9 protein-coding genes are annotated in these 13,133 nt (G+C 73.3%); 8 read left to right on the top strand and 1 reads right to left on the bottom strand.

Annotated features, from left to right (window positions below; all coding sequences use genetic code 11):
* Positions 1 to 20: 20 nt before the first annotated feature.
* Entirely contained in the window at positions 21 to 2,843 is a 2,823-nt protein-coding gene (locus ACFWU6_RS19345) for a BTAD domain-containing putative transcriptional regulator (protein ID WP_383982096.1), read from the bottom strand.
* 180 nt (positions 2,844 to 3,023) lie between these two features.
* On the opposite strand from ACFWU6_RS19345, the gene ACFWU6_RS19340 reads away from it, so the two are divergent.
* The 8 genes from ACFWU6_RS19340 to ACFWU6_RS19305 all read left to right on the top strand — a co-directional run bounded on the left by ACFWU6_RS19340 (position 3,024) and on the right by ACFWU6_RS19305 (position 13,129).
* Positions 3,024 to 4,019: a pyridoxal phosphate-dependent aminotransferase gene (locus tag ACFWU6_RS19340; protein ID WP_383982094.1), complete on the top strand. Its 996-nt coding sequence runs from the start codon at positions 3,024 to 3,026 to the stop codon at positions 4,017 to 4,019.
* On the top strand, positions 4,016 to 5,017 hold the full coding sequence (locus ACFWU6_RS19335; protein WP_383982092.1) for a methyltransferase domain-containing protein: 1,002 nt from the start codon (positions 4,016 to 4,018) through the stop codon (positions 5,015 to 5,017). The genes ACFWU6_RS19340 and ACFWU6_RS19335 overlap by 4 nt, the downstream gene beginning before the upstream one ends.
* A complete protein-coding gene (locus ACFWU6_RS19330; RefSeq protein ID WP_383982090.1) occupies positions 5,014 to 6,363 on the top strand; it encodes an acetyl-CoA carboxylase biotin carboxylase subunit family protein in 1,350 nt (449 codons plus the stop codon). Before ACFWU6_RS19335 ends, ACFWU6_RS19330 begins: the two co-directional genes overlap by 4 nt.
* Positions 6,360 to 7,637 (top strand): MFS transporter, encoded by a 1,278-nt coding sequence (locus tag ACFWU6_RS19325; protein WP_383812055.1) that lies wholly within the window; start codon positions 6,360 to 6,362, stop codon positions 7,635 to 7,637. Before ACFWU6_RS19330 ends, ACFWU6_RS19325 begins: the two co-directional genes overlap by 4 nt.
* Positions 7,634 to 8,989, top strand: coding sequence for an amino acid permease (locus ACFWU6_RS19320; protein WP_383982088.1), 1,356 nt, complete (start codon positions 7,634 to 7,636; stop codon positions 8,987 to 8,989). The genes ACFWU6_RS19325 and ACFWU6_RS19320 overlap by 4 nt, the downstream gene beginning before the upstream one ends.
* Positions 8,990 to 9,051: 62 nt before the next feature.
* Positions 9,052 to 10,413 (top strand): hypothetical protein, encoded by a 1,362-nt coding sequence (locus ACFWU6_RS19315; RefSeq protein ID WP_383813262.1) that lies wholly within the window; start codon positions 9,052 to 9,054, stop codon positions 10,411 to 10,413.
* Between the two features lie 149 nt (positions 10,414 to 10,562).
* Complete coding sequence (locus ACFWU6_RS19310; RefSeq protein ID WP_383982086.1) at positions 10,563 to 11,942, top strand: radical SAM protein; 1,380 nt, start codon at positions 10,563 to 10,565, stop codon at positions 11,940 to 11,942.
* A 419-nt stretch (positions 11,943 to 12,361) separates the two neighbouring features.
* Positions 12,362 to 13,129 (top strand): NPP1 family protein, encoded by a 768-nt coding sequence (locus ACFWU6_RS19305; protein ID WP_383809521.1) that lies wholly within the window; start codon positions 12,362 to 12,364, stop codon positions 13,127 to 13,129.
* Positions 13,130 to 13,133 lie beyond the last annotated feature (4 nt).

The raw sequence follows: 13,133 nt of genomic DNA, 5'->3' as shown, positions 1-13,133 counted from the left end.
CGCCGGGAAGGGCCGCGGTCCTACGCGGGCCGCCGGGGGCGCGGGGCCGACCCGTCCGCGGGCCGTACGGCGGCTGCGCCGAGGGCGGCGAGTTTCGCGGCGACCTCGTCCGCGGTGGCGGTGTGGCCCAGCTCGGTCAGGATGTCGCGGGCGTTGCGCCAGGCCTCCCCGGCGGTGCCGGGCTCGCCCGCGGCGCGGGCGGTGTCGCCGAGGTGGGTGAGCAGGGACGCCTCGTTGAACCGGTCGCCGCACTCGCGGTACAGGTCCCGGGCCCGTTCGTAGCAGCCGATGGCCTGCCGGTGGCGGCCGACGTTGTGGTGCACGAAGCCGAGAGTGTCCAGGGTGGCGCTCTCACCGCTGCGGTCGCCGATCTCCCGCTGCCGGGCCAGAGCACGCTCACAGTGGGCGACCGCCTCGGCGTACCGGCCCAACCGCGTGTGGCACCAGCCCATGTTGTTGAGCGCCCTGGCCTCGCCGACCCGGTTGCCGGCGGCCCGGTACTTGGCCAGCGCCAGGGTGGCGTGCTCCAGCGCCCGGGGGAGGTCGAGCTGCCGCTCGAAGACCAGGGTCAGGTTGTTGTGGCCGTGCGCCTGGCCGAGCGGATCGCCCAGCTCCTCGAAGAGCGAGACCGCCCGGCCCAGCAGCCGGTCGGCCTCCGCGTACCGGCCCATCCTGGCGTGGGCGCGCCCCAGTTCGAGGTGCGCCGCCGCGATGCCCGGCCGGTCGCCGAGGCGCTGGGCGGCGGCCAGGGCCGCCAGCTGGGTGGTGACCCAGTCGGGCCAGTGGCCGCGCTGTTCGAGGTACGCCGACACGGTCCGGGCCAGGTAGCCGACGTGGGTGTCCGGCGCGGAGTCGACCGCGGCCAGCAGGGTCTGGTGTTCGGAGGCGAACCACCGCAGCGCGCTGTCGCGGTCGGCGAAGGCCGCCGCCGGCACCCCGGGCGCCGCCGGGGGGAGTTCGATCGGGTCGCGGTGGTCCAGCATCGCGCCCGCGGTGTGGGCGGTGTGCAGGTAGTAGTCGACCAGCCGCCGGCGGGCACCGGCCTGGTCCGCGGGGGTGACGTCGGCGTGGGCGAGCTCGGTGGCGTAGGCCCGCAGCAGGTCGTGCATGCCGTACCGGTCCGGGCCGGCCGGATGGACCAGGTGCGCGCGGGTGAGCAGGGTCAGTGCCGCGCGGGCGTCCTCGGGACTGCGGCCGGTGAGCGCAGCCGAGGCGGCTGGCGAGATGTGAGGGCCGAACTGCAGTCCCAGCAGCCGGAACGTGCGCGCCGCGGCCGCCGGCAGGTGTTGGTAGGACCAGGAGAAGACCGCGCTGACCGGGCTGCCCACCGAGTCCAGCATGTCCAGCCGGCGGCGCCGGTCGGCCAGTTCGGACACCAGGTACGGCAGCGGGGTGGTGCGCAGCGTGGCGGCGAGCTCCGCGGCGACCCGCAGGGCCAGCGGCAGGCCGACGCACTGGGCCGCCAGGGCCTCGGCGACCCCCGGTTCGGTGTCGATGCGCTCGCCGATCAGCCTGCGCAGCAGGTCCAACGAGTCGCCCAGGGGCAGCAGGTCGAGGTCCAGACGCCGGGCGCCGTGCCGGGCGACGAGCTCGCCCAGGGTGTCGCGGCTGGTCACCACGACCGCACAGGAACCGGTGCCCGGCAGCAGCGGCCGGACCTGGTCCACCGACGAGGCGTTGTCGAGGACGATGAGGATGCGGCGTCCGCTGACCTCGGTCCGGTAGCGGGTGACCCGGTCGGCCGTCTCCAGCGGTACCTCGTGGGCGGGCAGTCCCAGCGCGGACAGCAGCCGGGCCAGGGCGTCGCCGCCGGACAGCGGCTGCTGCGGGTCGTAGCCGCGCAGGTCGACGTGGAGCTGGCCGTCCGGGAAGCGCGTGCGGGCCAGGTGGGACCAGTGCAGTGCCAGCGCCGTCTTGCCCACCCCCGCCGTCCCGGACACCACCGCGATGGGCACCGCGGTGCCCGGGGCCCCGAGCAGCACCCGGCCGAGCCGGGCCAGTTCCTGCTCCCGGCCCACGAAGTCGGCCACGTCGCCGGGCAGGGTCGCGGGGACCCGCCACCGCCGGGCCCGCGGGGTGCGGGGTCCGGCGCCCTCCTCCGCGAGGAGCGCGTGGTAGGCGGAGACCAGGTCGGGGCCGGGTCCGATGCCGAGTTCGTCGGCCAGCCGGCGTCGGACCTCGTGGTAGGTGCTGACGGCCGCGGCCCGCCGGCCCGCGGCCTCGTAGCCGCGGATGAGCCGGGCCAGGGCCGACTCGTCCAGCGGCCGGGCGTGCGCGACCTGCTCGAAGAGCGCGACCGCTTCGTCGGCCGCTCCGGCTGCCAGCAGGGTCTCGCCCTTGGCCGCCAGCGCCGCGAACCGCTCCTCCACCAGCGCGAGGGCGGACGGATGGGCCGCGAGCGCCGGGACGTCCGACAGGGGGGCGGCCGCCCGCCACAGCCCCAGCGCGGTGTCGAACAGCGTGAGGGCCTGCGTGTGGTCCCCCGCCCGGCGCGCCGCCGCCGCCCGGTTCACCCCCGTACGGAACGAGACGACGTCGATGTCGCAGCCCGCGGTGCGCAGTCCGTAGCCGTCGCCGACCGAGGGAAGCAGCGAACTGGGCGCGCGCTTCGGGCGATCGGGTTCGAGCAGTTTCCGCAAGTGCTTGACGTGGGTCTGGATCACGTTGACCGCGGTGTGGGGCGGGTCCTCGTGCCACAGGGCGTCGATCAGCTCCGCTCTGGACACCGCTCTGCCCGACGCCAGTCCGAGCAGGCCGAGGACGGCCCGCCGGCCCGCCGTCGGTATGTCGATGTGGACGCCGCCCCGCAGCACCCGCACCGGGCCGAGTAACTGGATCTGCACGCGTGGCTCCCCCCGCCGTCTCGCGCACCCTTCGACTCTGGCCGATGGAGCGCCGTCCAGTCGCCGTCCAGTGGCGGTTCCTAGGCTAATCGACATCGAATCGAAGGGGGAACCAGCCTTGGGTGGCGTTGACGAAGGTACGGTGCCGACAGCGGGCGTCCCGCGGGCGGGTGCCGCGTGATGATGCGCCTGCACGCCAATGAACATCCGGAGGGGCCGCCGCCCGGCGTCGCCGACGCCCTGCGCGCACTGATCCCGCAGCTCCACCGCTACCCCGTCCCGGCGAGCGCGCTGGAAACGGCGATAGCGGAGCAGTACGACGTCCCGCTGAACCGGGTTCTGGTCGGCGCGGGCAGTGCCGAGGTCATCAGCCTGGCCTGGCGGGCGTTCACCGGCCCGGACCGTGCCGCCTTCTTCCACGAGCCCGAGTTCGAGCTCTACCCGATGCTGGGCGTCCAGTGCGGCACCCCGACGCACACCCGGCCGTGGCCGTGGGACGGGGACCTGGCCGGCCACCTCGCGGACGAGCCGGTCGGGCTCGTGGCCGTGTCCAACCCGCACAACCCCACCGGCGCCGCACGGCCCCGGCAGGCGATCGCCGACCTGGCGCGCGGCCTGCCCGACACGACCGTCGTGCTCAACGACGAGGCGTACCACGACTACGCGGACGTCGAGGACGGGGAACTCCCGCTCGGCGCCCTGTCCGAGCTGCCCAACGTCCTGACCACCAGGACCTTCTCCAAGATCCACGGACTGGCCGGCCTGCGCATCGGCTACGGCATCGGCAACGCCTGCCTGATCGGCGCGCTCCGGGCGCTGCAGACGCCGTTCAGCGTGAGCTCCGCCGCCTGCGCCGCCGCACTGGCCTCCCTGGCCGACCCGGCCGTGCTCGTGGAGCGCCGGGCGCGCAACCGCCGGCACCGGGAGGAGCTGGCGGGCGCGCTGGCCCGGCGCGGCTTCGAAGTGGCGCCGAGCCAGGCCAACTTCCTTTTCGTCCGGCCACCGCGCGGGCGGTCCACCTGGGCCGCCGACCTGCTCGACCGCGGTGTCCGGGTCCAGCCGTCCGGCGCCGGCCTGCGGGTGACCGTGGGTACCGCCGCCGAGGTCGCCGCGCTCGTCGCGGCGGTCGACGACGTCCTGTCCGCCGTTCAGACGACCACTCTGGGGGAATCATGACCAACCGTGTCATCGACGACGTCTACAACCACACGCTCACGGCGTACGCCATCTCGGCCGCGTGGGAGCTCGGCCTGCTGGAGCGGCTGGACACCTCCGACCGGCCGGTGGACCTGGCGCACTTCGCCCGCGAGCACGACCTCGACGGACCGTCGGTGGAGGCCATCGCCCGGGGGCTGGCGATAGCCGAGATCGTGGTGCTCACCCCGGACCTCGCATCCGCCACGCCGGGTCCGCTCTTCGCCGACACCTGGGCGAAGAAGGGCTTCTTCTACTGGCTCACCCGCGGGTGCGGCGACCTCTTCCGGAGCATGCCGGAGCTGGTCAGGAACGACCGCCGCACCGGTGACCAGGTGGTGCGCGACTACAAGGCGATCGGCCTGGCCGCCCGTGACGCGGGCTTCTCCTACGTGGACCCGATGTTCTACAAGATCATCGCGGACCGCGGCCTCACCCACGGCGCCGACCTCGGCTGCGGCAGCGGCGAGCGCCTGATCAAGCTCGCCGCGCAGAACCCGGCGTTCCGCGGGATCGGCGTGGACGTCGCCGCGGGCGCGCTGGCCCTGGCCGGCGACTCGGTCGAGAAGGCCGGGCTGAGCCACCGCGTGTCCGTGGTCCCCGGCGACGCGACCCGCATGGAGCCGCGCCCGGAGTTCGCCGGGGTCGACTTCGTGTGCTGCTTCATGATGGGACACGACCTGTGGCCGCGGGAGGAGTGCCTGGCGAGCCTGAAGCGGATCGGCGAGGCGTTCCCGGCGGCGACCGACCTGATCATCTGCGACACGTACCGCTCCGACCTCCCGCCCACCGAGCCGCACCCGGTCTTCACCCTCGGCTTCGAGACCGCGCACGCCGTCATGGGCCAGATGATCCCCTCGCTGGACGAGTGGACCGGGGTACTGGCCGAGGCGGGCTGGGACCGCGCCGACGTCATCGACTTCGACCTCCCGCCCTACACCGCCCTGATGCACCTCACCCGCGAGCTGCCGGCCACATGAGCGACGGGAGCGACGCGGGCCGGCACATCCTCATCCTCAACCGGTTCGACGGGGAAGTGGGCTGCCGCTACACCGAGTACGTGGACCACGCGACCGACCGGGTCGCCTACCTGACCGCCGCGGGGGGCCGCGACGCCGTCGACGCGGCCCTCGCCGAGACCGTGGCCGTCGTCGACGACCTCGCGGACTGGGCGGCGGTGTCGGAGCTCGCCCTCGGCATCGTCCGCCGCTACGGCCCGCTCGACCACGTCGTCGCGCTGTTCGAGCGGGACCTGGAGGTCGCGGCGGCCCTGCGGGAGCTGCTGGGGGTCGCGGGCCCCCGCCCGGCCGAGGTCGAGCGGGTCCGCGACAAGGTGACGATGAAGGAGCTCGTCGCCTCCGCGGGACTGCGGGTACCGCGCTTCACCGACGCCGGCTCGCCCGACCGGGTACGCCGGTTCGCCCGGGAGACCGGCTTCCCCGTGGTCCTCAAACCCCGCGACGGCTCGGGGAGCCAGGGCATCCACCTGGTCCACTCCGCCGCCTCGCTGGAGGAGACGCTCGCGTCGCCCCTGGAGAACTACGCGTGCGAGGAGTTCGTCGACGGGACGATGTACCAGGTCGACGGGGTCGTGCAGGGCGGCGCCGTGCGGGTGCTGCGGGCCTTCCGGCTGCTCAACACCTGTCTGGAGTACGCCCTGGGCGACCCCTTCGGCTCCGTGGCCTGCGACGACCCGGAACTGGAGAAGCGCCTGGCCGGGTACGCGGAGGTGGTGCTGGCCGCGCTCGGGGTGCGCGACAGCGTGTTCCACCTGGAGGTGTTCGCGGTCGGTCCGGAGGCGCCGGCCGCTCCCGCGGTCGCACCTGTCCCCGACGCCACCCCCGTCCCTGGCGACTACGACGACCTGGTGTTCCTCGAAGTGGCGGCGCGCGCCGGAGGGGCGGAGCTCCCGCACCTCTGGCGCGAGGTGTACGGACTCGACCTGCTGGAGGTCGCCGCCCGGATGTCGCTCGGCGAGTCCCTGGTCCTGCCCCCCCTCGCTCCCGGGGGCGAGGCCGCCGGCTACCTGCTGATGCCGGAACCGCCGGTACGGCCGTGCCGGGTCCTGTCGACGACCTCGCTCATCGACCGGGTCCCGGAGATGTACGCCGAGGTCCTGCCCGAGCCGGGCGCCGTCCTCAACGGCACCGGCGGGGCGAAGGAGACCGGCGGGCGCTACCGGTTCCGTGCCGGCAGCGGACGGGCGGTCGAGCTCGCCATCCGGCAGGTCATCGACGCGTACGACCTGGACTGGGAGCCCGTGTCCGGCCGGGACGCGCAGGTCTTCCGGGTGGCGGGACGCGCGCAGTCCACGGCGCGTCCGTGAGCGTGGCGACGGCGCCGCCGCGCTTCGGGCAGGTCTTCGCCATCGCCGAGTTCCGCATGCTGTGGCTGGCCCAGCTGACCTCGGTCGGCGGCGACCAGCTCGCACGGGTGGCACTCGCGCTGCTGGTGTACACCCGGAGCGCGTCGGCGGGGCTGGCGGCCCTCACCTACGCCCTGACCCTCCTCCCGGAGCTGCTGGGCGGTCCGCTCCTGTCATGGCTGGCGGACCGCTACCCGCGGCGCGGGCTGATGGTGGTGTGCGACCTGGGCCGGGCCGCCCTGGTCGCCGCCATGGCCGTCCCCGGCACCCCGCTGTGGCTGCTGTGCGGCCTGCTGATCGTCGTACAGCTGCTGCAGTCGCCGTACCTGGCGGCGCGCTCGGCCCTCCTGGCGACGATGGTGCGCGGCGAGCGCTACCTCGCCGCCGCGGCCGTCGTCAACGTGACCGCCCAGCTCGGCCAGCTCGCCGGGTTCGCCGTCGGCGGCGTCGTCGTCGCGGTCCTGGGCCCGTCGCAGGCGCTGCTGATCGACGCCGGCACCTTCCTCTTCTCGGCGGCCCTCACCCGCTTCGGCATCGCCCGACGTCCGAAGCCGTCCGGCGCCGCACCTGGCGCCGGACGGTGGAGCGCGATCACCGGCGGGGCGCGCCTGGTCCGCGCCGACCGCCGGCTCCGACTCCTGGTGGCGTTCGGCTGCCTGTCGGGCTTCTACGCGTGCAAGGAGGGACTGGCGGCGCCCTACGCGCAGGCCATGGGGCACGGCCCGGTGGGAGTCGGACTCCTGCTCGCGGCCGGCCCCGCCGGCGCGGTCGTCGGGGTCTTCCTGCTGACCCGGTGCGTGAGTCCGGAGCGCGGACTGCGGCTGCTCGGCCCGCTGGCGGTCGCGTCCTGCGCGGTGCTGGTGTTCACCGCGGTGTCCCCGGGCATCGCGGTCACCTGTGCGCTGTGGGCGGTGTCCGGGCTGTTCTCGGCGTACCAGGTCCCCGCGAACGCCGCGTACAGCACCTCGGTCCCCGACGCGATGCGCGGCCAGGCCTTCGGACTGGCCTCCACCGCGGTCCGCGTGGCCCAGGGGCTCGGGATCTCGGCGGCCGGCTTCGCCGCCGACGCGGTGCCGGCGCCGCTGGTCATCGCCGTGTTCGCGGTCCTCGGAGCGGCTGCATCCGTCGGGGTCGCGATCAGCTGGTCGAAGATCCCCCACCGTGCCGCCGAAGCACCGCGGGGGACGCTCCCCGCCCCCGACTCCCCGACCCTCATACCCAAGGACACCGAATGACCACGCCGGTTCTGACCACCGAGCCACCGGGACGACTGCACGGCACGCTGCGCCCGCGCCATCTCACCATGCTGGCGATGGGCGGCGTCATCGGGTCCGGGCTGTTCGTCGGCTCCGGTGCGGGCATCGCCCTCGCCGGGCCGGGGATCGTCCTGTCGTTCGCGGCCGCGGGCGTGCTCACCATGCTGGTGATGCGGATGATGGCCGAGATGACCGCCGCGTTCCCGTCCAGCGGCTCCTTCTCCGCGCACGCGGAACGGGCCTTCGGCCCGTGGGCCGGATTCACCATAGGCTGGCTGTACTGGGCGACCCTCGTCGTCGTCCTCGCCGTCGAGGCGACCGCGGCCGCGGTCATCGTCCACGGCTGGCTTCCCGCAGTTCCGCAGTGGCTGCTGATGCTGACCTTCATGGCGGTCTTCACCGCGGTCAACCTCACCGCGGTCGGCAACTTCGGGGAGTTCGAGTTCTGGTTCGCCCTGATCAAGGTCGTGGCGATCGTGGGGTTCCTCGTCCTGGGACTGCTCGCGATCCTCGGGGTGCTGCCCGGCGGCGGCTCCGGGGCCGCCGCCGGCTCCGGCGGACTGCTCCCGCACGGCTGGAACGGGGTCGTCGCGGGCTTCGTCGCCGCCATACCGGCCTTCGGCGGCCTGGAGGTCGTCACCATCGCCGCCGCCGAATCGGCGAACCCGGCCCGCGCCGCGGCCCAGGCGGTCCGCAGCGCGGTCTGGCGGATCTCCGTCTTCTACATCGGCTCGATGATCGTCGTGGTGAGCCTGCTGCCGTGGAGCGACTCGCGCCTCGGCGCCAGCCCCTTCGTCGCGGTCCTCGACGAGATCGGTGTCCCCGCCGCCGGGCAGATCATGAACGTCATCGTCGTGATCGCCCTGCTGTCGGCCCTCAACGCCAACACCTACGCGGCGGCCCGGATGGTCTTCTCCCTGGCCCAGCGCGGCCAGGCCCCGCCGTCCCTGAGCCGGCTCAGCCGGACGGGCGTCCCGTACCCGGCCGTCCTCGCGTCCACGTCCTTCGGCTTCGTCGGCGTCGTCCTGAACCTGCTGTGGCCGCGCACGATCTTCCTGCACCTCCTCAACGCGGTCGGCGCCGTGCTCCTGCTGGTCTGGGTCCTCGTGGCCTGCTCCCAACTGCGCCTGCGCCGGGACCTGCCCGCGGACACCGGGGTCAGGATGTGGGGACACCCCCACCTGAGCCGGATCACCCTGGGCGTCATCGGCCTGCTCCTCGTCAGCATGTTCGTCGACCCCGACACCCGGGTCCAGATGATCAGTTCGGCGGTCCTCGCGTCGCTGGTGCTGTCGGTCGCCCTGGTCCGCTCGCGCAGGGCCCCGGCATGAACGCGCCGGAGCCCGGCCCGCACCGCCCCCACGCACACACCGACCAGCAGGAAGGGACGCAGATGGACCGCGTGTCACTGACCCGGGAGTACCTGACCGACGTCGTCGAATGCGGCGCCAAGGCGGGAGAACTGGTGGGAGGCCAGAAGGACTCCGCACTGCTCGACACCTTCTACGCGGGCAGGCACCTCTCCCGCCCCCTCTTCCTCGGCCGCGCCGAACAGGCGCGGCTCCACGCGGACCTGGAGAACCTGCGCTCCGCGCTGACCACCCTCCCCGACCGGCTCTTCGGCGGTGACTTCGCGGCCTTCGCCCGCGCGGTCGGCCTCACCGAGGTCCAGGTGTCCGCCGTCATGCGGGGCCGGAGCACCTCGGTCTCCCGTCAGACCCGGGCCGACCTGTACGCCGACGCGACCGGTTTCAAGCTGCTGGAGCTCAACATCGGCAGCGCGGTCGGCGGAATGGACAACGCGGACATGTGCCGCGAGCTGCTCCGGCACCCGGTGCTCGCCGACTTCGCCGAGCGCCGCGGGCTGGGCTACGTGGACTCGATGCGCGAGCAGGTGAACAACATCCTCGTGGAGGGCGGATTCCGGCCCGGCGACTCCCCGGTGGTGGCGCTGACGGACACGCCGGACGGCTGCGCCAGGATGCTCCCCTACATGGAGGTCCTCTGTGAGCGCTGGGCGGAGTTCGGCCTGGACGCCCACCCCTGCCACCTGGGGCAGCTGGAGGCCCGCGACGGCCGCGTGTGGCTGGGGGAGAGGCCCGTGGACATCGTCTTCCGGGCCTTCCTGATCGGGGACCTGCTGAAGTCCCCGGAGGTGCCGGCGCTGATGGACCCGGTCCTGGACGCCGCGGAGCGCGGCGAGGTCAAGATCTTCACCCCGCTGGACTCCGCCGCGTACGCCAGCAAGGGCGCCCTCGCGCTCCTCTCGGACGAGCGCAACCGCGGGCTGTTCGGCCCGGAGGTGCTGGCCAGCCTGGACCGCATCCTGCCCTGGACCCGGATGGTCCGCCGGGGCCCGGTCACCCTGGACGGCGGTGAGCGCGTCGACCTGGTCGCGTACGCCCTGGAGCACCGGCAGGACCTGGTGCTCAAGCCGACCTCGCTCGCCGGCGGGGACGGCGTGCTGGCGGGCTGGGCGGACGGCGTCACCGCGGAGCGGTGGCGCGAGCAGGTCCTCACGGCGCTCGACGGGCCGTTCATCGTCCAGCGCAGGGTCCGCCCGGTCCCGGAGCTGTTCCCCGACGAGAACGGCCAACTACAGCCCTGGACCCCTTTGTGGGGGGTGTTCACCGTGGTCAACGGCTACGGCGGCGCCTACATCCGGGCCGTCCCCGCCGGCTGCGGCGACGCCGTGGTGAACGTGGCGACGGGGGCGTACGCGGGCGCCGTGCTACAGGAGGGGGGCGGGCGCTGAGCCGCGGCCCGGCCGGCTCCACGGCGCCGGCCGGGCCGCGTCCGTCTCCGCCCCCGCCGGCCCCCTGCCCACCCCCGTGCACCCGCCGTCGCTGAACGTGTTCAAATGGAGGGGTGCGGTCCCGCGAAGCGGCAGGAAGGATGCAGTCCATGGAGAGCAGCAGTCGTACGGCGCTGATCGAGGACCTGATGGGGCGGTTTCCCCAGGTGCCCCGGGAGGCCGTGATCAAAGAGGACCTGCTGCGCGGCGGCATGGCCTTCGACGAATCCGCGCTCAGCGGCGGCGGGGACGGCACCGGCGGTGACGTCAAGCCGAAGTCCTACTTCATCTTCTCCTTCGACCACCGCACCCTGCCCGAGCTCGGCGCCGCGGCCCTCAACCGGCCGCCCGAGGAGATCGTGCTCACCGGCGGGCCCTACGGGCTGCGGCGCACGGTCGTCTCGGTCCGGGTGAACCCGGACTCCCCCTACGTCGTCCGGGGCGGCGAGGACGGCACGCTGGGCCTGTACCTCGACGGCGCGCGCATCGCGGACGTCGGCCTGCCGCCGATGCCGGAGTACTACCGGCACCGGCTGTCGAACGGCAAGTCCGTCATGGAGGTGGCCCCGACCATCCAGTGGGGCTACCTCATCTACCTGACCGTCTTCCGGGTCTGCCAGTACTTCGGCGCCAAGGAGGAGTGCCAGTTCTGCGACATCAACCACAACTGGCGCCAGCACAAGGCGGCGGGCCGCCCGTACACCGGGGTGAAGCCGGTCGAGGAGGTGCTGGAGGCCCTGGAGATCATCGACCGCTACGACACCGCCGGCGCCTCGCGGGCCTACACCCTCACGGGCGGCTCGATCACCTCCCGGGTCGCGGGGCGCGACGAGGCGGACTTCTACGGCCACTACGCGAAGGCGATCGAGGAGCGCTTCCCGGGCCGCTGGACCGGCAAGGTCGTGGCGCAGGCGCTGCCCCGGGAGGACGTGCAGCGCTTCCACGACCACGGGATCCGGATCTACCACCCCAACTTCGAGGTGTGGGACCGCCGACTCTTCCAGCTCCACTGCCCGGGCAAGGAACGCTACGTCGGGCGCGACGAGTGGCACCGCCGAATCCTGGACTCCACCGAGGTGTTCGGGCCGCGGAACGTGATCCCGAACTTCGTCGCGGGCATCGAGATGGCCGAGCCCTTCGGATTCACCAAGGTGAGCGAGGCCATCGACTCGACGACGGAAGGCCTGCGGTACTTCATGTCCCACGGCGTCGTGCCGCGGTTCACCACCTGGTGCCCGGAGCCGACGACGCCGCTGGGCAAGGCGAACCCGCTCGGCGCCCCGCTCGAATACCACATCCGCCTGCTGGAGACCTACCGGGCCACGCTGGAGGAGTACGGACTAAGCTCCCCGCCCGGATACGGACCCGCCGGGCCCGGCCGGGCCGTGTTCTCCGTCAGCTCGTTCATGGACAGCCTCGAAGGCCTCGAAGGCCCCGCCGGACTCGAAGGCCCCGGCGACCCCGGCGGCGCGCAGGGGCCCGCCGCCTGACCGGCGCGGCGGCAGCCCCGCCCCGTGGATCCGGGTCATCATGGCTGGGGACGTCGTGCGCCCGCACGCCCGAGTCGGGAGGTGGCTCGTACATGGACGAATCGCGCAGGGCCTGGCTCATGATCAGCGCTGTCGTCACCGTCATCCTCCTGAACGTCGTGGCGATCGTCCTGATGAACGTCTGAACGTCGTCAGCTCGGCTCCTCCGGCGCGGGCTTCCGCCCGCCCGCGGTGACCGCCCCCCGCGGCGCAGTTCCTGACATCCAGTCAACTCCCCTCGCGCGCAGGGCTGACCGGCCCGGGCCCGCGAGGGATGAAGCCCGCACGCACTCTTGCCGTGCCGCTCCGGTTCGCGAATGATGCTCCGGACGGGCCGGCCGACGGTGGCCGCACCGCACCCCCAGCGGTCAGGAGTCATCGTGCGGACGAACCGTCACATCCGGAGATCGTGCGTGGTCGTCGGAGCCGCCCTCGCGCTGGTCGTCGGCGTCCCCCAGGTGGCCTTCGCGGCGCCGCCCCCGGCCCTGCCCTCCCAGGCCGAGGCGATCGAGCTGACTTTCCAGCCGGCCTACGACTACGACACCGACGGCTGCTACCCCACACCCGCCATAGGGCCGACCGGCGTTCTGAACAGCGGGCTCAAACCGAGCGGCGCCCTCAACGGCAGTTGCCGGGACGCCTCGGACCTCGACAACACCAACGGCTACTCCCGCTGGACCTGCAACAACGGCTGGTGCGCCGTCCTCTACGGGCTGTACTTCGAGAAGGACCAGGCCGTCCCCGGCATCGGTCTGGGCGGCCACCGCCACGACTGGGAGCACGTGGTGGTGTGGATCCAGGGCGACCAGGCCCAGTACGTCGCGACCTCGGCCCACGGCGACTTCGCCATCCACGCGCGTGACAACATACGCTGGGACGGCACCCACCCGAAGGTCGTCTACCACAAGGACGGGGTAGGCACCCATTGCTTCCGTGCGGCGAACACCAACGACGAACCACCCGAAAACCACCGCCGTGCCTGGCAGTTCCCCGCGCTCGTCGGGTGGTCCGGCTATCCGGCCACACTGCGCGACAAGCTCAGCCAGGCCGACTTCGGCAGTGCGCACTTCGGCTTGAAGGACGGCTCCTTCGCCTCCCACCTGGCCAAGGCCAAACCGCCGGGCATCCCCTTCGACCCGTACCGGTAGCCGC

This window comes from Streptomyces sp. NPDC058674 (genome assembly GCF_042716505.1).
Taxonomy (GTDB): Bacteria; Actinomycetota; Actinomycetes; order Streptomycetales; family Streptomycetaceae; genus Streptomyces.
Note: the sequence above shows the minus strand (reverse complement) of the source record. Positions and strands in the feature narration are given on the sequence as shown.